This is a genomic window from Allobosea sp. 10N428, assembly GCF_056394545.1.
Map to the genome: position 1 here is coordinate 747522 of NZ_JBFTIC010000003.1, position 18861 is coordinate 766382.

Sequence of the window (18861 nt, forward strand, 5' to 3'; positions counted from 1 at the left end):
TAGAGCCGGCAGACGCGCAAATGCCGAACTTCCGAGCCACGGACGCCTCCACAGACGATGACCACGCCCCGCAACTCACTCGACATCGCCAAGCCGCCAGCGGCCACGCGCGTCGTTGCGGCGATGTCGGGCGGCGTCGATTCCTCGGTGGTGGCAGCCCTGCTCAAGCGCGAGGGCTATGACGTCATCGGCGTCACGCTGCAGCTCTACGATCACGGCGCCGCCGTCCACCGCGCCGGAGCCTGCTGCGCCGGGCAGGACATCCACGACGCCCGCCGCGTCGCCGAGGCGATCGGCATCCCGCATTATGTCCTCGACTATGAGAGCCGCTTCCGCGACGCCGTCATCGAGCGCTTCGCCGAGAGCTATCTTGCCGGCGAGACTCCGATCCCCTGCGTCGAGTGCAACCGCACCGTCAAGTTCCGCGACCTGCTCGATCTTGCCAAGGAGCTCGGCGCCGATGCGCTGGCGACCGGCCACTACGTCGTCAGCCGCGACCTCGGCAACGGCCATCGCGGCCTGTTCCGCGCCGCCGACGCCAGCCGGGACCAGAGCTATTTCCTCTATGCCACGACGCAGGAGCAGCTCGACCTGCTGCGCTTCCCGCTCGGCCATATCGACAAGACCCAGACCCGCGCGCTCGCGGCCGAGCTCGGCCTCGCCATCGCCGACAAGCCCGACAGCCAGGACATCTGCTTCGTCCCGAACGGCCGCTATGCCGATGTCATCGAGCGGCTGAAGCCCGGCGCCGCCCGGCCCGGCGACATCGTCCATCTCGACGGGCGCGTGCTCGGCCATCACGAGGGCGTGCTCCACTATACCGTCGGCCAGCGCAAGGGCCTGCGGCTCAGCGCGACCGAGCCGCTCTATGTGCTGCGTCTCGATGCCGACACCGCGCGCGTCATCGTCGGCCCGCGCGAGGCGCTGAGCGTGCGCGAAGTTCGCCTGCGCGATCTCAACTGGCTCGGCGAAACCGCGCTCGACGCCCTGCCGCCGGAAGGGCTCGAGGTCGCCGTGCGTGTCCGCTCGACCCGCGCGCCGCGCGAAGCCCGCCTCTTCCGCGATGCGGAGGGCTTGCGCATCGAGCTTGCCGGCGACGAGGAAGGCGTCTCGCCCGGCCAGGCCTGCGTGATCTACGCCGATGCCGGCCCTGGCTCGCGCGTTCTCGGCGGCGGCACCATCCTGCGCCGGCCGCTCGCCATGTCGGCCACCGCCGCGCCCGCGGCGCTCGCCCTGTCCTGACGGGCTCAGCTTCTCTGCTCGGATTCCAGCCATGCCGGTGACCTACGACCTCGACGGCCAGAAGCGCGTCTACGCGACCTGGGCCAAGTTCTACGACCGGATCTATCAGCGCATGCTGGCGCGCCCGCAGCGCGAGGCGGTCGAGGCGGCCTGCGCATGCGGACGGGATATCCTGGAAATAGGTGTCGGAACCGGCCTCACCCTGTCCTATTTTACCCCTGAAACGCGCGTCCTCGGCGCGGATCTCTCGCTCGACATGCTCAAAGTGGCCCATCGCAAGGTCGCCAGCCAGAATCTGCGGCATGTCCGCGGGCTGATGGTGATGGATGCCTGCCGCCTCGGTTTCGACGACGAGCGCTTCGATGCCGTGACCGCGCAATTCGTCATCACGCTCGTGCCGGATCCCGAGCAGGCGCTGACCGAGATGGACCGCGTCCTGAAGCCGGGCGGCGAGATCGTCATCTCGAGCCGCCTCGTCGATGATGGCGGCGTCCTCGCGCCGTTCTGGAGCGCCGTCGCGCCGCTCTCGAAGGCGATCGGCTGGAGCTCCGACTTCAAGGTAAGCCGCCTGACGGACTGGGCGAAGGCGACGGGCCGCTACGAAACCGTCCATGTCGGGCGCGGCTATTTCAAGGTTGTTCGCCTGCGCAAGCTCGTCTCTGCTGATAAGTCGCGATCGAAGGCTTGACGCAGCCATATCGCGACGCCTATATCGCGCCTCGACGACGGGCCGGCCCAGCCGGCTACGATGTCCGTGGCGGGGTAGCTCAGCTGGTTAGAGCAGCGGAATCATAATCCGCGTGTCGGGGGTTCAAGTCCCTCTCCCGCTACCACAACTTCATAAGTGATTGAAATCACTTATCGTTTCGCAAGCCCGCGCCTTCAGACCGCTCCCGCTCGGCCTCGCGAGCACTTGAGAGCGTTGGGTGGCCGCTTGCGACCTGTTAGCGACATTAGCTGGCCGAAAAAGACCGCACCCTTTCGGAGACCGGGCGTCCTGGGAAATCATCGCCGTTGTCAAGCGTTTGGTGGCAGAGTTCAATCTGTAGGCCCACGCCAGGAGAAACAGCATGAAGATGCTTGCCATTACTGTGTGCTGCGCGTTCCTCGCCGGGTGCGCAACCTATGTTCCGCCTCAGCAGGGCTCCGCGGTCCTGGTCACTCGCGACAGCATGCGCACCTATCGGCCACTCCCTCGCGAAGAACGCCAGGTGTCCCTGTGCACCATGTCTGAGAAGACGAAGGCAGTCCTTTGCCGCTAGGCGCCGCGACCGCCCGGAATCAGAAAGGTGTAGTTGCGGCGAGGCCGCTGACGGGCAGATTCCCCGTCAGCGCTTTTTAGGGCCTAGTCAACGCTTGACCGCATTTGGTCAGCGCGCATGGGGGCCGGAGACTTTCCGACCGCTTTCGACCACGTTGCGGCCGTTCGCAAAAGCTCTTCGGTCCCTTGCAGGGGCGGCGAATCCGCGCAATCTAGAGGCGAGGACCAAATTCAATACAGCCACGGATGCGGATATGCTTAGGTCCACCTGTTACCTTGCGTTGGCGCTAGTGGGGCTGTGTATTCAATCGGCATATGCTCGCGAACAGCGATATTGTAGACCAATGGTAAAAGGTCTTAGGTATGACCCCGAAAAATTGATATCGAGATTTGCTGAACACTGCAAATCTGGGGACATCATTGCAATAGACCGACCTGATTGGGCCGCCCGGTTGTGTGATTTTACTAAACCTCTCGTTAGCGTAGGGACTGCCAACACGCTCGTGTGCACTATGGCAGCACGCGAGCGTTTGCTGCGGCTTCCAAAAGACGGCGAGCCCGCTCCTTGATCGTCGATGGCGGCTGCCTACCCATAGCAGCCGATTGAGCCGCCGGCCCCACGCGCGCCACACTCGCAAAGAAAAACGGCGCACGATCTGTTCTCCTGGTGCGAGCACCCCGAGACGGTCTCGTGCTGCCAACACCCCTCGGTTGTTTCTGGACCGATAAGTGATTGCCGCCGAGCCGCTGATCACTCAGCCGGCCGGAGCGGATCGGCCGGAGGTGGCCGGAGGCGATTGTCGTTCGCAAGCGCCAAGGCGATTGCGCCGCAATAGTTTGACCATGTCGCGATGAAGGCGCCACATCGGCCGCAGACGATTTCGCTCTCTGATTTGAGAACGCGCGGGATCGAAACATGCGGAGAGCCACATGTTTCGCAACGGAACTCGTTCTGATCCATGTCGAAACACCCGGACGAATGTCCGTTTGTCGCGGCAAGTTCCGTGCCGGTTCATTCTCGCCTGCATGGGCGTCGGTCGCCGCCCCAACGCAATGCGAGCCGAACTGCCGCGAGGCCCCGCCTCCCCCTTGACGCTCCGGCGGAGTCCGCCTGACGGCCGTGGCTCGCGGTCAATGCCCGCTGAAGACCAGCGTCTGGATCGGCAGCACCAGTGCCTGAATGCGCAGCAGCAGCGCATGAACAAGGCCCACCGCGTCGACGGCGTGGAGGACGATCTTTCGTCCGGTCGAGAGCTTGCCCGACTCGATCAGCTCGTGGTTGCTCGAATAGGCGTTGGCGATGCAGCTGCTGCCCGGCGTCACGCCATCGAGCCCATCGGCATAGAGAGGTTCGAGGAAGGTCAGCAGCGTGCCGGGCTTCGACACCTGCTGGGGATCGAGCAATTGATCGGCGGCCCGCACCTGGCCCGTGGCGATGAAATCCTGAACGCCGGTCACCACCATCGGAATGATGACCCAGGGCTTGGACAGGCAAGTCACCTCGGCGACCATGCCGACCTGCATCACCTGTCCCTCGACCTGCGAGAAACCCGCCTGCAGAATATTCCGCCCGGCCTCCTCGGGGATCAGGACGCCGGCCGGCCGCATGATGGGCGTGACGATGTCGCCGACGCGCAGCGTGAACTGCTCGACCCGGCCAGTGACGCCGGCGCGCACGACGGTCTTGTCGAGATCGGTCTGCGCCTGCGCGAGGGCAGCCTCCGCGCTTGCCTTCTCTGCCGGCAGCAAGGTCGAAATGCGGGTTTCGGCTGAGGATTTTGCAGAGACGGCCACCGCCAGGGCCGCTTCGCGCCCCGCCACCAGATTTTCGAGCCTCTCGATCTCGCGGCGGGCGACGATATCGTCGTTGCGGCGCTGCAGCTCCTGCTTCGTCTCGAGCTCGTCGAGGGCTTGCTTGTGGGCGCTCCCGGCTTCGAGAATTCGGTTCTCATCCGTGAGAAGATCGGCCTTTGCGACGACGATGGAAGCCTCGATTTCCGCGATCTTGCGCCGGGCCGTCTCAACCGCCGCCTCCTCCTTGGAGCTGTCGAGGCGAAAGATCGGGCTGCCCTTCGTGACCGGGCCGCTGACGCCGAGATAGACCTGCGCGACGCGGCCGGTGGTCTCCGAAATGAGCGGGACGGTACGGAAAAGCACGGCCGCATTCGTCGTCGACGGGTGATTGTAGAAGATCACCGTGATCAGGCCGATCGTCAGCATGAGGCAGGAGATGATGCCCCATCGCAGCTCGAACCACACCGAATAGAAGGTGATTTCCTTGCCGAACCGCTTTCCCTGCCCGTATCGCCGATAGAGGTAATCCGGCAGGAGCGTCAGCAGGGAGCAGAACAGAAGCTCAAGCATGGCTGCTCTCCCGCTTTTGGAGCGCGGTGTGATCGTCCGCGCCGGATCCCGCTGTGGGCTCCCCTGCCGCGGTGTCCTCGGCGACGGACGCCCGCCTCGGCGCAATCCCCGCGATGCGTTCGAGCGCATGCGCCATTCTGCCGAACAGCCCGGTGAAATCGGGAATGTCGATCAAGGCGAGCAACAGCCCGGCGACCCAGAACAGATGCACATGGGTGAAGAGCGCGAGCAAGCCGAGCACCGCGACGATCTCGAACTGGAGCTTCTGGGATTTATGCGCCATGCGCTCCGGCAAGGTGTGCAGCCGAAGGAAGATCAAGCCAACACCCAGCACTGCCAGAAGCAGGATCACGGCCGCAACGACCATGAGAACGTCCGTCTCTCCCGGCGTAGTTATGAAGGCCGGCAGATGGCGCGGCGCCAGGGGATGAAGTTCGGCTGCCATAAACGCGCTCCAGTCTCAATCAGCCGATCCAATTCCGTGCGAACTCGGCTTCCTCGTAGCCATCGGTCTTCTGCCGTTTCGGCAGCTTGATCTTCTCCCGGGACGGCGCCTTGTAAGGAACCGAGCGGAGGATGTGGGAGATGATGTTGAGCCGCGCCTGGCGCTTGTCGTCGGAGTGGACCGCATACCATGGCGCCCAGGTCGTATCGCTGGCGCGAAACATCTCGTCGCGGGCGCGCGAATAATCGTACCAGCGCGAATATGATCTCAGGTCCATGGGCGACAGCTTCCAGATCTTCCGCGGATCGTGGATGCGCTCCTCCATCCGGCGCGTCTGTTCCTCCTGGCTGACTTCCAGCCAGTATTTCAGAAGGATGGTGCCGGAATCGACGATCGCCTTTTCGACGCCCGCCACGTCCTGAAGAAAGCTCTTCGCCTGCTCCTCGGTGCAGAAGCCCATGACCCGCTCGACGCCGGCCCGGTTGTACCAGCTCCGATCGAAGATCACGATTTCGCCCGCCGCCGGCAAATGCGGCAGATAGCGCTGCACATACATTTGCGACTTCTCGCGCTCCGTCGGCGGCGGCAGCGCAATCACCCGGAAGACGCGGGGGCTGACGCGCTCCGTAATCGCCTTGATGGCGCCGCCCTTGCCAGCGCCGTCCCGCCCTTCGAAGACGATGCAGACCTTTGCGCCCGCATGCTTCGCCCACTCCTGGAGATTGACCAGCTCCGCGTGAAGATCCCGCAGCTTCTGCTCATAGGGTTTTCGTTTCAGGGGCTCGCTACTCTTGGTTTTCATCGCCGGCGCCCTCTCCGTTAGGACCAGCTCAGGAAGAACGCGACATCGCCGGGTAGCCCGCCCGGCCAGTCGATGATCATGGCGCGAAGCTTGTACTTCGCGGGCTGGAGATGCTCCTTCCAGAATTCATAGGCCTGCCGCGGCCGGCCGGTCAGGGAGCTCGGCCAGTCGGCTTCCGCATTGTTGATGGCGCGCCCCCGGTCCGTGCAAAGCTGGCTCGGGAAGCGCATGACGAGGACCTCGGTCTCGCCCCGGCTGGCCGCGGCGCGGGTCTTGGTTGCGAGGCTTTGCTTGATTTCCTCGATCTTCTCCGGCGTGACGGCAATTTCCTCGCTCAACGTCGCGGCAAGCTTGCGTTGCGCGTCCTCGGCCTTGTTCATGGCGCCGGCCAGCTTGGACGCCCGCGCCATTTCGAGATCGGTCATATAAGACCGGAGATCGTCGGCCGACATGAAACTCTCGTCGCCGAGCGTCGCTGCGTTCGGATTTTGATTTGCGGGCGACATCGTTCGCATCTCCTTCATCGATCGCAACCAGCGTCCTCGACGCGGGTTTGAGCCGGCGAATTCAGTACTTCTGGATGTAGACGGCCTCGGCGAAGGTCAGGTCGATCATGTCGCCGCGACGCATGCGCCGGAGATCGTCCTTGATCACGGGATCGGCCACGGTGAGGCTGCGCGGCCCTGCCGGTCCGACGAAGTCCACGACGCCCGTGGCCGGGTCGAACCTCTCGAAACGGGCTGTCAGCGTCAGCGATCGTGTCACGAACTTGTCGGGCAGATTGTTGAAGGATGGCGCACCGACCGTATCGGTATAGACGATGCCGGGCCGGACTCCCTTCCTTGCGCGCCTGGCGCCGAGGATCACGCCTTCGGCCCGCTGGATCTCCAGCCTGTCGCCGACGCGAAGCCCCTGCAGATCGCCAAACACGTCGGGAACGGCGACATCCCAGACAAAGCGCCCTTGGCGCACGGTCACGATGCGCGCATTGGGGTCGACTCCCGCGACTTCGACATTGATCCGTTCGATCTCGACCGGTCCGACGCCGGCCACCATGATGGTCGTGCTGGTGACCGTGGGTGCGCAGGCTGCCGCGCCCAAGGCCAACGAGATCGCCAGAGCCAAGTATGCACGCTTTGACATCGTCACTCTCCACCCTGGGTTGAAGTCACCGTTCTTTATGCTTGATCGCCCCTTCGGACCGGGCCTGCCATTCGCCGATCGACTGCCGGAGTTCGGATTCGAGGCCGTCGATCAGATGCCGATACTCGACGCATCGCGCAGCCGTTCCGGGAGCGTCGGAGGCCTCCCAACGCCGGAGGGCCTGTTCTGCGTCGGCCAGATCCACGCATAGCGACCGGAAGTTCTGACTCCTCAACACCAGCTCCTCGATCGCCTTCTTGTGCTTCGGCAGCAGCCGAACGGCAGCCAGAACGCCCGGTTCCATTGGAGCGCGCCCCCTGCGAAAGCGAATATTTATGTGGTCGCTCGACTGGATTGGGAGTAAATAACCGTAGTTTACACCGAAAGCGCGACCTAGCCCTGAAGTTTTCACGTGGTTTTCTGGCTTGGGGGAGCCGATTCCATGGAGAATAACCGGCTTTTCGAAAACGGTAATTTGGAAGATCGCCCTGAAGACAAGCTTCAGGGCGATGAAATTCACGCTCAATTGGATAAGATCCTCGCCAGCACTGAATTCAACGTTCCCGAGCGCGTGCGGCAATTCTTGATCTATGTGATCAGCCAGACCCTCGCCGGCCACGCGGACCGGATCAAAGCTTATTCCGTCGCAGTCGAAGTCTTCGGCCGCGACGCAAATTTCGATATCCAGAACGATCCGGTTGTTCGCATCGAAGCCGGGCGGCTCCGGCGTGCGCTGGAGCGCTACTATCTGCTGTCCGGGAGCTCGGACCCCATTCTGATCGAGATTCCCAAGGGCGGCTACGTGCCGCGCTTCCATCGGCGCGAGGCGCCGCCGATCCACATCGTCGATCCCGCCCGCACCGCTGCTCCGGAGAGGCAGGATCTGGCGGGAGCGGATGCACCGTGGTGGGGAAGCCGCTGGTTCGCCTGGGCCATCGTTGTGGCAGCGCTGTGCCTTGCCGTCCCGCTCCCCTGGTTGGCCGCCCCGCCAGCGCCGGCGCCCGCCAGCTGGGAGCCGCCGCCACCGCGTGGCCCTTCTCTGATCGTCAGGCCGTTCTCGAACTTGTCTGGGCAGCCGGAAGTCAACGTCTACATCGCCGGTCTCGGCGAAGAATTGCTGACGCAGCTCTCGCGGTTCAAGGAGCTGACGGTTTTCGGCCGGGAAACGTCTGCCGCCGTATCGCCCAGCGCCTCGGCCTCGGAGATCACGAGCCAATTCGGCAACCGGTACATTCTCGAAGGCGGCATCCGCCTTTCCGACGGCAAGCTCCGGGTGACGACCCGCGTCCTGGATGGCGAGAGCTCTGCCATCGTCTGGTCGGGAACCTATGACGCCGATCCGAACGCCGCCGACATCGTCGCCGTGGAAACGACGATAGCCTCGAAGGTCGCGACGGCGATCGCCCAGCCCTATGGGATCATTTTCAGCGCTCCGCCGCGGCCGGCGCGATCGGGAGACGTCCAGAGCCTCGAAACCTATCAGTGCACTTATCGGTTCTATCGCTACCGCACCGTGCTCGATCAGACCGAGCATGCCGCGACGCGCGCATGCCTGGAGAATGTCACGGCGCGCTATCCCGATTTTTCGACCGGCTGGGCGATGCTGTCCTACCTCTATCTCGACGAGGATCGTTTCGAGTTGAACCGGCGGCTAGGCTCGCCGCCGCCCCTGGAGCGGGCGAGAGCCGCCGCAGAGCGCGCCGTTCACCTTGATCCGGAGAATATTCGCGCGCTCCAGGCGCTGATGACCGTCCTTTATTTCAGCAGAGACGCCAGCGAGGCGCTGCGGGTCGGCGCCCAGGCGCGCGCGCTCAACCCGAACGATACCGAGCTGCTCGGCGAGTACGGCAGCCGGGTGGCCCAGGCCGGAGACTGGCAGCAAGGCGCATCCTTGCTCGAAGAGGCGATGGCAAAGAACCCCGGCAACTCCGACTACTATGTCGGGCTCCTGGCCTTGGCCGCCTATATGCAAGGCGACAATGCGCGCGCCGCCGATCTGATCCGCCGCGCAAACCTGCGTCGGTTTTCGATATACCACTTCGTCGCGGCGCTGATATTCGCGCGCCAGGGATTACAGGCCGAAGCGGCGCAATCCCGTGCCGAGTTCCTGCGGCTGAGACCGGGTTTCTTCGACAAGTTCGATGACGAGCTCAACAGCCGCAACTTCAATGCGAGAGATCGCGCCATTCTGATCCGCGGCGCCATCGAGGCCGGCTTCCCCGTGCCAAACCGGTTCCTGGCCGAGACCGAACGATCATTCGGTGCTCTCTCGAATGCGGGAAAAGGCGGAACCGGCGGGGACCGTAGCCTACCGTAACCTACTACCCCGGATTTCCTTCGCAGCTTTCACTTCTTGTCAAAGAGGAAGCGGAGCATGCGGTGCAGCTGAAGGCGGAATGCCGTCGCCTCGGTGGCCGCCATCACGCATCTGCGGCTCTGTTGCCCCGACACGAGCGTCGCGATCTGTGCCGTTTGTGTCTCGGACAGGCTCACTACTGGAGGTCGATGATCGCCATGGCTTTCCGACCGTATTTGCTCGCTGTCGCTGTCGGCTTTGCAGCGCTCGGCGCACAGGACGCAGGGGCACAGACGACAGACCTCCAGGGTGCCTGGCTCGAAGAAGGGCAGATCTGCGCCAATGTCTTCGCCGCAGCGGGGAAGGCGCTGGGCTTCAAGCGCCCGGCCAACGCCTTTGCCTCCGCGTTCGTCATTCGGGGCGAGCGGCTGTCCACTCCGCTCGCGACCTGCAGGATCGCTCGCGTCAACCTGCAGGGTGAGCGGCGGGTCCTTCATCTCAGTTGCACCACGACGATCGCGACCGATGCCGCGCGGGCCGTGCTCGCCCTGGGTCAGGATGGCGGCCTCTACCGCTACAGCGCGCCCGAAGGGGGCACCGCGATCAGGTATCGGCGCTGCACATCGGAGGCGCTGAAGACGCCTTGAACCCACGTGCCGCGCGCCGCGTGCCGGAAGCCCCGGCTGTCTACGGAGAGACTGAGGATTGTCCATGTCAGCTCTTGTGCACATCGTCGATAGCGACGCGGCATCTCGGGCCGGTATCGATCGGATGCTTCGCGCTTCCGGGTATGAAACCAGGGCTTATCTCAGCACCGACGAAATCTTGAATCATCGCCCGGATATCGAAAGCGCAAGCTGCGTCGTCATTGATACGCGGGGGCCAGATCAGTCGATCCCCGATGTGGTGAACCTGTTCTGCAAGGCCGGCCTGAATCTGCCCGTGATCTTCGTGACCGATCAGGAGGATGTCCGCCTTGGCATCCGGGCGATCAAGGCGGGAGCCGAGGACTTCTTCACGACGCCCGTCGAGCCCGACGAATTCATCGACGCCATCGGCCGCGCAATCTGCCGCCATCGTCTCGTCAGCGAGCAAGAAAGCAGGGTGCGGGTCGGCTTGACCCGGCTTCAGCAGCTGACCAGGCGCGAGCGGGAGGTCTTCGATCTGGTCGTTCGCGGCAAGATGAACAAGCAGATCGCCTTCAAGCTCGGAACGACCGAGCGGACCATCAAAGCCCATCGCCACAAGGTCATGGAGAAGATGCAGGTCCGCTCCGTCGTCGAGCTCGTGACCTGCGCCGAGCGGCTCGGCCAGCTCCGGGTCGACAATCCCTGAAAGTTGTCTCTGGAGCTAGTGCCGACCGGCCCGTCAAGCTCGGGATATCCGCGCAGGCTTCCGAAACGAGGATCGCAACGTGCCGCCTCCTCACCAAGCGCCGGATGGCCTCAAGACGCCGAAGGCGGCCGGTGTAGCCGGTATTCTGTTTTCGGTACTGCTCCTCTCTGCGCTGGTGCTGGTGCTCCAGACCTTGCGCCTCCATCCGCAGGATCCCGGCGATTGGGTGGGCACCCAATCCTGGAAGGTGGCGCTGGCATTGAACCTGATCCCCTTCGCGGGCATCGCCTTCCTCTGGTTCATGGGCGTGCTGCGCGATCGATTGGGGGATCGCGAGAACAGCCTGTTCGCGACGGTGTTTCTCGGCAGCGGGTTTCTCTTCATCGGCATGCTGTTCGTCGCGGCCTCCGCCATCGGCGCGATCCTGCTCACGCACGCAGCCCGGCCGGGCGAACTTGCCGGCTCGGTGACGTTCACCCTGGCGAGGTCCTTCGCCTACAATCTCGCCAGCATCTACGCGATGAAGGTATCGAGCGTCTTCCTGATCACGGCCTCGACCATCGTGCTCCGCACCGGGATCACGGGACGATGGACGGCGTTCGCCGGCTATGCCGCTGCGACGGTCATCCTCGTCGGCAGCCACCTCGTCGACTGGACCTTCCTGGTCTTTCCGATCTGGGTGCTGATCGTCAGCTGCGACATCCTGATCCGCGAATACCGTCACGCCGGCCGTCTCGGCTAGGCGACTATCGGGACATCGTCTCGCCGAGCATCCGGACCGCGTCTTCGAGATCTTCGAAGATCGTCGTCGCATGCGGCCCCTCGAAGAGGCCGGCTCGCTCCAGAATCTCCCGCGGCTCCTTGTGCAGCTCCGCGATGGCGAATGTCAGCCCCATCGCCGCCAGCTCCGCCCGCCACTGCAGCAACATGGTGGCCGCCGTCATGTCGATCTGCGCGACGGCGCTCGCATCCAGCACGAACCAGGATGTACCGGGCGGGGCCTCCTTCGCGACGGTTTCGAGCCGGGAATGGACGTAGTCGGCGTTGAAGAACAGAATGCTGCCCTGGATCATGAAGAGCACCATCCCCGGCGGTGGTGCCGCATTCTCCGTCCGGTGCATCTTGTAGAAGCCTGGCCGGCCGGCAACGAGTCCGAGCAAGGCGTCGCGTGGTCGCATTTCCTTCAGCAGGACGTAGAGGAGCGTGCCGGCAATCGCGATGACCACGCCGCTGAGCACGCCCAAGCTGATGGCGCCCCACATGCTGATGAGGGCAAATCCGAACTCCAGGCGGCTGATCCGCCAGGTTTCCCGCAGCCCCTTGAGATCGATCAGACTCAACGCCGCGAAGGCGAGGATCGCCCCGAGCGCCGCATGGGGCAGGACGCGCAGCACATCGTTCAGATAGATGAGCAGAACGGCCAGAGCGGCAGCGGAGATCAGGCCCGCCAACTGCGACCGGCCGCCTGCCGCCAGATTGATCGCGGTTCGCGAATCCGAGACCGTAATGGGGAAGCCGGTGAACAGGCCGGAACAGATGTTGGCTGCACCCAGCCCGGTCAACTCCCGGTCCGCATCGACCTTGAAGCCGTCCTTTGCCCCGAAGCTGCGCGCCCCGACGAGACCGGAGCTGACGCTGACCAGCCAGATCGCCGCGCCACCGAGCACAAGGTCCGTCATCGGCAAATGGGCGATGTTCGGGATGGCCCATTTCGGCAGGCCGGCCGGAAGGCTGCCGATGACCTTCATGCCCCGATCTTCCAAGCCGAAGGCAGCCGACGCCAGCACCGCCAGCACGACCACGACCAGCGGCCCCGGAACGGGGAAGCGGAGGCGATTCAGTATGACGAGAAGCGCGAACATGGCCGCACCGAACCAGACCGAAAGCCAATGGATCTGCGAGGCCTTCCGGATGATCTCGAGCAGCGGCATCACCAGGCCGTCGGACTCGATGCGCACGCCGGTCAGCCGCCCGATCTGCCCGATGAGGATCGATATCGAAATGCCGCTGATGAAACCGATCAGGATCGGCCGGGACAGAAAGGACGCGACGACGCCGAGCTTGAGCACGCTGGCCAGGATGCAAAATACCCCGGCGATCAGCGCCAGCGCGCTCGCTGCAGCGACGCGATCCGGCGGATCGCCGAGAGGCAGGGTGGCGAGCGTGGCTGCGAGAACCGTCATCGTGGCGGCGTCCGGCCCGACGATCAGCTTGCGCGATGGGCCGAGAAGACCATAGCCGACGAGAGACAGAATGCTGGCGTAGAACCCGACCTCGACCGGAAGCCCCGCGATGGCAGGGTAGGCGACGGCGCTGGGAATGGCGACGGCGGCGATCGCCAGCCCCGCGGTGACATCGAAGCGCAGCCATTCCCACCTGTAGGGAAGCAGCCCCTCCGCGATCGGCAACCAGCGCTTCATCGACCCCACCATCCCGAGCTGTCGTCGGCGCCTGCGGAACCGCCGTTCAGCCTCGCACGTGCCATAGGGCCGGCCGCTCCGCTATTGCGTCTTCTCCGGTGTGACTTTCTCCCAACCATGATCGGGATTGAAGCTGTTCATGCGCGACGCGATGACACGCGTATTGGGGCCAAGGTCCTTTTGGTAGACAGTGCCTGCGTGGTTGACGAGGAAGCTCGTGATTCCCGATCTTGCGTAGGTTGCGGGATAAGCGAGAACGGCGAAACCGCCGATCATATTGCCGCCTGCGACATAGTCGACCGCGCCGCCGGCGGCAGCCGGTCCCTGCCTCCTGAGAATCTTGAAGTAGTAGCCGTGATAGGGCTGCGGCGTGTCGCTTGCCTTGTAGCCTTCAGTTGCGGCCTGGGCGGCGAGTTCGCCGAGAGGGCTCTGTTCCTCGCCCGGCCCGGTCGGCCAATACAGGCCGTCGTGCTTCTCTGGTTGGCTGACGATTCTCTGCGCGTAGATTCCCGGATTTCGGCCATCATGCCCCTTTGCGGCGTACTCGAACTGCGCGTCGAGGATCGCCAGGCTTGTCTGAATGGCATCCAGTTCGTTCTTGCCGATGCGGCGGGCCAGGAGTTCGCGGCGCCCAGCCTCGACGAGGAATTTCCAGCCGCCGCGTGAACGAACGATGGGGATCGGAAACGGGAATGCGTCCTCCCCGACCAGCAACGTAGCGGTCCGGCCCGTTTCGACGATCGAATGCCGGGCATCATAGGCCGCGATGAAGCGCTTGCGGCTGTCGGCATCGCGCACGGCATCGCCCGAGAACAGGATGTCCCGCCCGGACATCCCGAAGACCGAATACAAGCGCGTAGAGCTTCCCTCGCGCGCCGCGGCGATAAGCGCCGCCGCAGCCTCCTCCGGAGTCTGGAACAATTCCTGGGCGCGCGCGGCCGTCGAGGCGGCACAGACGCTCACCGCAATCCCGCAAAGCAGGCGAACGAGCAGATGCGCCGCTGGCCATGTGATGATCATGGAACTGCACCCTCAGTTGCGAACCGCACCAGCAGATGACGACGCCATTTCATTTTCAGAGCTTCCCGGCAGGAACCCGCGAGCCCGAGGCCCTCCAATGGTCGAAGGTTTGGAAGGGAACCCCGATCTGGCGGTAGTCGACCCGCAGATAGCCATCCGCGCCGCGATGCACCGCCGCGGGCGCGACACCCTGCACCTCCTGCGCGATCACGCCGACATAGGTGGTGCGGGAGCCGTTATAGGCGAAACGGTAGAAGCCGAGCCCGTTCTCCATCACGCCCAGAAGCACGACGTGGTTCTTGAGCTGGATGTCGGAACGGCGCCCGCCACCACCTCCGCGACCACCGCCGCCGCCCATTCGCCCGCCACCGCCCACGCGCCCGCCGCCGCCAAATCCTCCGCCTCCCATGCGCGCCCCGCCCGCATGCATCGCTCGGCCGCCACCTGCGGGCATGCGCGCCATGCTGGCGCGTCCGCGCTGGGATTGAAGGCTCGCGGCCCGACCCGGCTGCATGTTGCTAAAGGCGCTTTCGCGCGCCGGTCCCGGACGCCCTGCTCCGGATTGAGGACGACGCGGCTGAGTGTTCGCCCGCGGCGGTGCCGAGCCCCGACCACGGTCCGCGTTCTGGCGCCCGCCGCCGGGGCGTGTCGCCCGGTCCCCACCGGCTGGCCGATTGCCTGCCGCGACCCGATCGCCGCCTGGACGGTCAGGTCTGGCACCTGCTCCGGGACGATCCCCCGGTCTCGCGCCGGCACCAGTTCCCGCCCCGCCGCGCCCGCCCTCGGGGCGCAGAACCTGCTCGCCGCTGCGTCCGCGGAAGTCCATCCGGCCTTCGGCGCCGGCGCGGATATTGCTGTTCGAGAATTTCTGCCTGACCGCATCATTGCGATACTGCACGCCGTGGCGATGCTGCGGATTGTGCTCCCAATGCGTCACCCGATTGCGGTCGATATTGATGCCCCCGCCGACCCAGTTGACGTTTCCGCCCCAGTATCCGCCCGAGGCCCAGCGCCCCAGGGCGTAAGCGGTGCCGAAGGCGAGGCCCGTCGCGAGAACGCCGGTGGCGATATAGCCCGGCGCAGGGAAATAATAGGGTGGGTATGCGGGATAGGGCCACGTGCCGTAGACCACGGCCGGATCGTAATAGGGCACATAGACCGTGTCCGGATTGGTCGGCTCGATCACGATCGTCTGCCTACTGCTGCCGGTGGCCGGCTGGACCGTCACTTTCTGCTGGGAGCCGGACGACAGCTTCTTGGCATCGTATGCGCGCGTCCGCATCCGCTGGACGCCGTCCATCACATCCGGCTGCTGCGCCAGGACCGCGTCGCCGAGCTTTTGTGTCCAGTCGAGATTCTTGCTCATCATCGCCAGCACGGAGGGCGTGGCGACCAACGACTTTACGCTGGGATCCCAGGGCTGCTTGTCGGTTGCGGCCTTGAGCTGGTCGCCCTTGAGCTTCTTGTTGCCCGCGACCCATCGATCCGCCTGCACTACCTCGAGCGGATAGGTCGAAGCCATCAGCACTTGCGCCAGCAGATTGTCCGGGTAGAGCGCGATCGGCGCGACCAGCGCATCGAGCTCGGCGGCGGAGAGAGGCTGCTCGCCCTGCACCGCCTGCGTTGCGGCCGGCGCTTGGGGTTGTGGTGGCGGCGCGGCCGTCTGCGCGAGCGCCTGGGAGGCGAGCCCACTGACGATGACGCTGACGAACACAATTCGCAGATGCATGGCATGACCTCGCAACAGCTCCGAAACGCCATCTGGGTTTCGCGCCGCAGTGACGCTCATTTGCTTGTCGGCGGCACTCGATCGACCACTGCCACCGCCGAAATCTGAATGTCTTCTCGGGCCATGCGCATATATACGGCCACGCGCGCGTCCAGCATGGTATCGTGGCCTGTGCGGACCACGACTTCAATCGTCATCACCGGGAAATTCTCGCTGACCAGACGATTACTATCATCCCACAGGGCCGACACCTGTCCCTAAGGACAATACGCCGCCCCGCGACGGATCGCCGTGGCCGCCGGCACGAAGCTGGATTTCAACCCGAAGCGGGTGGGTCCGGCTGTGGTCTTTGTGCGCCCCCTCGCCCTTTCGCCAGGTCATCCGCATTGCGGGCCGGCCGCGCTCCCTGAGAGAACAGGCCGCGCACGAAGCCTCGCGAAACCGCGCGATCGGCATCGGCGAGGACCGCTTTCAACATCTGGTATGTCGCCCGCAAAGCGGCCCGCTCGGTTCCATACTCGTCGACGAGCTCGACGATCTCCCATTCGAATTCGTCGGCTTCCGGCGGCTCGCCAAGCGGCTCGGCTGTCATTGCTCTCATCCTCGAAAAGAGAACATTAGAAGAACAAACCAAGCGACCGAGTCAATCGACCCGGGGTTGCACATGTCGGCGTCGCCGCTGATCCCGGCCCGGTCCGATGCGCCGACGGACGGATCTCGGGCGTTTCGAGCCTGCCCTGACAGGCCGTCCCAGCATTCTCGCCGATGGTGGCAACCACCGGACCTGCTCAACCGAATTCCTATTTCCGATAAGGCTTTCTCACATGGAAACTCTATGCCCCCCATCCTAAATCCGAGAGCGCGGGCTCGGTGGCGGCCGCCAGCGGCAGCCCGTCATCGTGGGAGGCTTGTCATGGCGAACCCGGAAGGCATGCAGGACGCAAATACGCTCCCGGTCGATCCCATCGCCGGTGCAGCGTATCGGGGTCGGTCCGATTTTCCGGTCGCGGCCGGCTATCTCGCCGCTCTGGCTTTCACGGCCTTGGCGACGGTGATTGCATCCGCCCTCGAAAGCGTGGCGTCGGTTCCAAACCTTTCGCTTGTCTACGTGCTGCCCGTCATCGTGGTTGCCATCATATTTGGTTTTGGCCCCTCGATGCTCGCCGCTGTGGCAGGCGCATCGGCTTATAATTTCTTCTTCACCGCGCCGCGTTTCTCGTTCCAGGTCAACGATCCCGGCAACATCTGGGCGATCGGATTGCTTCTCGTGGTCGGCGGCATGGCGAGCGGCCTGGCGTCGTTGGCGGCCCGGCGACAAACGGCCATCAATGTGCGGCTCCGGCAGGAACAAGCTTTGCAGGCCTTCAGCTCCGCCGTATCCGAAGCGAGCCACCCTCGAGACATGGCCAACAGAGCCGCGGCGGCGCTCGAAGAGATGTTCCACGTCTCGGTGGCGGTGATGACGCCCGGAGACGGGCGGCTTGAAATCATCTCGTCTCTGGGGCCCATAGCCGCCAGCGCGACCGACTTGGCCGCAGCGCAATCATCGCTCGATCAAGGCCGGTTTATGCGAGCGGGATTGTACCCTTTCGACGCCTCGCGCTTCGATTTCTGGCCGATCAAAGCACCTCATCAGCAGCCTGTGGTGCTGTGCCTGGCATTCGACCCGCAGGAATATCCCGAACGCCCGGACCTGTTCATTATCGTCCTGGGCCGACTTCTGGCCGCAGCCTTGAGCTCGCGACCGCCCATCTCGCCGGCCGTCCCAAAATGAAAGATGTCATCGTCCAGGGAAGCTGGCTGGGGCGGGAGGATTCGAACCTCCGAATGGCGGTACCAAAAACCGCTGCCTTACCACTTGGCGACGCCCCAACGCGTCGCGCCTTCTAGAACGCGTCGTCGTCATGCGCAACCGCCTCGCGACGGGCATTGGGGGCCTTTGCAAGAAATCATCCCCAACCTGCAAACGAGCTGTTGCGCCGCGCCCGCGTGCTGGCTATAAGCCGGCCACCAGTTAATCGGAGTGTGGCTCAGCCTGGTAGAGCACCTCGTTCGGGACGAGGGGGTCGCAGGTTCAAATCCTGCCACTCCGACCAAAATTCCCGAGATAGTTCAAAGTGTTGCAAACAAAGCCCTTCGGGGCTTTTTTCGCTTGCGCAATTGTTCGTGCAACGGATCACGCTTACCAAGGCATTGCGAGATCGCAAGGACCGATCGACAAGGCCTCCGCAAATCGGTGAACACAAGCATCATCTCGCGGAGCCATCAGGGGATGATGCTGATCCGCACCCGTGATCGGCGGAAACCGATCGCCTCTTAAAATGCGCGCACTTCGGTCCGACCGAGACCGCTCGTGAGTTCCAGCGTCTCGCAGCCAGCTTGGTTTGCTATGGTCAGCGCGTAGGCCACGCCAGGAACCTAGCGCCGAAGGGAGGCGTTTGCTCCGAATAACCCGGAGGATCGCATGAAACGTCGACTGATTGTGGTAGCTGCCGTGCTTGTCGTCGCCGGCGGCGCCATTGCCCAGACGATCCACCCACCGACCAAGGAGGGCGCCGGAGCGAAGCCTGATTCCGCGGAATCTCAGCGCGGCCGTATCCCCGAGCCGCCAGGAGCAAATCGCCCCGAGGCGCAGGGTGGCGCCAATTCCCAGCAGAACCGGGACTATGGGAAAGAGACGCAACCGCAGGGTAAGAAATTGCACGAAGGCCAGCCGGCATCAAAGCCATAGCGTCAGAGCAATGAAGCCTGCGGCGGGCGGGCAATTTCCCCACCGTCCCCATCCTTCTTAATGCCGCGCGACA

The 18861-nt window shown here is 64.2% G+C and carries 19 protein-coding genes and 3 tRNA genes; 10 read left to right on the forward strand and 12 right to left on the reverse strand.

All coding sequences use genetic code 11. From position 1 onward, the window contains the following. The first annotated feature begins 57 nt into the window (after positions 1-57). The 3 genes from mnmA to AC1DDA_RS13905 all read left to right on the forward strand — a co-directional run bounded on the left by mnmA (position 58) and on the right by AC1DDA_RS13905 (position 2075). Positions 58-1242, forward strand: coding sequence for a tRNA 2-thiouridine(34) synthase MnmA (mnmA, locus tag AC1DDA_RS13895; protein WP_476796155.1), 1185 nt, complete (start codon positions 58-60; stop codon positions 1240-1242). Positions 1243-1273: 31 nt separating this feature from the next. After that, positions 1274-1930: a class I SAM-dependent methyltransferase gene (locus AC1DDA_RS13900; RefSeq protein ID WP_476796156.1), complete on the forward strand. Its 657-nt coding sequence runs from the start codon at positions 1274-1276 to the stop codon at positions 1928-1930. Between the two features lie 68 nt (positions 1931-1998). Beyond that, positions 1999-2075 (forward strand) — tRNA-Met (locus AC1DDA_RS13905). Between the two features lie 1559 nt (positions 2076-3634). On the opposite strand, the gene AC1DDA_RS13910 is transcribed toward AC1DDA_RS13905, so the two are convergent. The 6 genes from AC1DDA_RS13910 to AC1DDA_RS13935 form a co-directional block, all read right to left on the reverse strand. Beyond that, positions 3635-4867, reverse strand: a complete 1233-nt coding sequence (locus AC1DDA_RS13910; protein WP_476778803.1) for an HlyD family secretion protein — start codon at positions 4865-4867, stop codon at positions 3635-3637. After that, on the reverse strand, positions 4860-5312 hold the full coding sequence (locus tag AC1DDA_RS13915) for a hypothetical protein (RefSeq protein ID WP_476796157.1): 453 nt from the start codon (positions 5310-5312) through the stop codon (positions 4860-4862). Before AC1DDA_RS13915 ends, AC1DDA_RS13910 begins: the two co-directional genes overlap by 8 nt. Positions 5313-5331: 19 nt before the next feature. Then, the gene (gene ppk2 / locus AC1DDA_RS13920) at positions 5332-6114 is read right to left on the reverse strand and encodes a polyphosphate kinase 2 (protein ID WP_476796158.1); all 783 of its coding nucleotides are present in this window, start codon (positions 6112-6114) and stop codon (positions 5332-5334) included. A 17-nt stretch (positions 6115-6131) separates the two neighbouring features. Further along, the gene (locus AC1DDA_RS13925) at positions 6132-6620 is read right to left on the reverse strand and encodes a hypothetical protein (RefSeq protein ID WP_441511903.1); all 489 of its coding nucleotides are present in this window, start codon (positions 6618-6620) and stop codon (positions 6132-6134) included. A 61-nt stretch (positions 6621-6681) separates the two neighbouring features. Then, positions 6682-7257 carry a hypothetical protein gene (locus AC1DDA_RS13930; RefSeq protein WP_441511902.1) on the reverse strand — a complete coding sequence of 192 codons (576 nt, stop codon included), beginning with the start codon at positions 7255-7257 and terminating at the stop codon, positions 6682-6684. 25 nt (positions 7258-7282) lie between these two features. Continuing rightward, the gene (locus AC1DDA_RS13935; RefSeq protein WP_476796159.1) at positions 7283-7783 is read right to left on the reverse strand and encodes a hypothetical protein; all 501 of its coding nucleotides are present in this window, start codon (positions 7781-7783) and stop codon (positions 7283-7285) included. Here AC1DDA_RS13935 and AC1DDA_RS13940 point away from each other — a divergent pair, their 5' ends adjacent. The 4 genes from AC1DDA_RS13940 to AC1DDA_RS13955 all read left to right on the forward strand — a co-directional run bounded on the left by AC1DDA_RS13940 (position 7784) and on the right by AC1DDA_RS13955 (position 11630). Further along, on the forward strand, positions 7784-9574 hold the full coding sequence (locus AC1DDA_RS13940) for an adenylate cyclase (protein ID WP_476796160.1): 1791 nt from the start codon (positions 7784-7786) through the stop codon (positions 9572-9574). It begins immediately after the preceding gene. Positions 9575-9771: 197 nt separating this feature from the next. Beyond that, positions 9772-10200: a hypothetical protein gene (locus tag AC1DDA_RS13945; RefSeq protein WP_476796161.1), complete on the forward strand. Its 429-nt coding sequence runs from the start codon at positions 9772-9774 to the stop codon at positions 10198-10200. A gap of 64 nt (positions 10201-10264) precedes the next feature. Further along, positions 10265-10888 (forward strand): response regulator transcription factor, encoded by a 624-nt coding sequence (locus tag AC1DDA_RS13950; protein ID WP_476796162.1) that lies wholly within the window; start codon positions 10265-10267, stop codon positions 10886-10888. Between the two features lie 79 nt (positions 10889-10967). After that, positions 10968-11630, forward strand: coding sequence for a hypothetical protein (locus tag AC1DDA_RS13955; protein WP_476796163.1), 663 nt, complete (start codon positions 10968-10970; stop codon positions 11628-11630). 4 nt (positions 11631-11634) lie between these two features. Here the strand turns inward: AC1DDA_RS13955 and AC1DDA_RS13960 are convergent, their stop codons facing one another. The 5 genes from AC1DDA_RS13960 to AC1DDA_RS13980 form a co-directional block, all read right to left on the reverse strand. Beyond that, positions 11635-13308 (reverse strand): SulP family inorganic anion transporter, encoded by a 1674-nt coding sequence (locus AC1DDA_RS13960; protein ID WP_476796164.1) that lies wholly within the window; start codon positions 13306-13308, stop codon positions 11635-11637. Positions 13309-13389: 81 nt separating this feature from the next. After that, positions 13390-14328, reverse strand: a complete 939-nt coding sequence (locus AC1DDA_RS13965; protein WP_476796165.1) for a DUF2950 domain-containing protein — start codon at positions 14326-14328, stop codon at positions 13390-13392. 55 nt (positions 14329-14383) lie between these two features. Further along, positions 14384-16057 (reverse strand): DUF3300 domain-containing protein, encoded by a 1674-nt coding sequence (locus tag AC1DDA_RS13970; protein WP_476796166.1) that lies wholly within the window; start codon positions 16055-16057, stop codon positions 14384-14386. Between the two features lie 56 nt (positions 16058-16113). Next, positions 16114-16254, reverse strand: coding sequence for a hypothetical protein (locus tag AC1DDA_RS13975; protein ID WP_441511893.1), 141 nt, complete (start codon positions 16252-16254; stop codon positions 16114-16116). 119 nt (positions 16255-16373) lie between these two features. Then, the gene (locus tag AC1DDA_RS13980; protein ID WP_441511892.1) at positions 16374-16649 is read right to left on the reverse strand and encodes a hypothetical protein; all 276 of its coding nucleotides are present in this window, start codon (positions 16647-16649) and stop codon (positions 16374-16376) included. 321 nt (positions 16650-16970) lie between these two features. On the opposite strand from AC1DDA_RS13980, the gene AC1DDA_RS13985 reads away from it, so the two are divergent. After that, a complete protein-coding gene (locus tag AC1DDA_RS13985) occupies positions 16971-17831 on the forward strand; it encodes a DUF4118 domain-containing protein (protein WP_476796167.1) in 861 nt (286 codons plus the stop codon). 23 nt (positions 17832-17854) lie between these two features. Here the strand turns inward: AC1DDA_RS13985 and AC1DDA_RS13990 are convergent. Further along, positions 17855-17929: transfer RNA gene (locus AC1DDA_RS13990), tRNA-Gln, on the reverse strand. A gap of 147 nt (positions 17930-18076) precedes the next feature. Here AC1DDA_RS13990 and AC1DDA_RS13995 point away from each other — a divergent pair. Beyond that, positions 18077-18153, forward strand: a tRNA-Pro gene (locus AC1DDA_RS13995). 368 nt (positions 18154-18521) lie between these two features. After that, entirely contained in the window at positions 18522-18788 is a 267-nt protein-coding gene (locus AC1DDA_RS14000; protein ID WP_476796168.1) for a hypothetical protein, read from the forward strand. Positions 18789-18861: the final 73 nt, after the last annotated feature.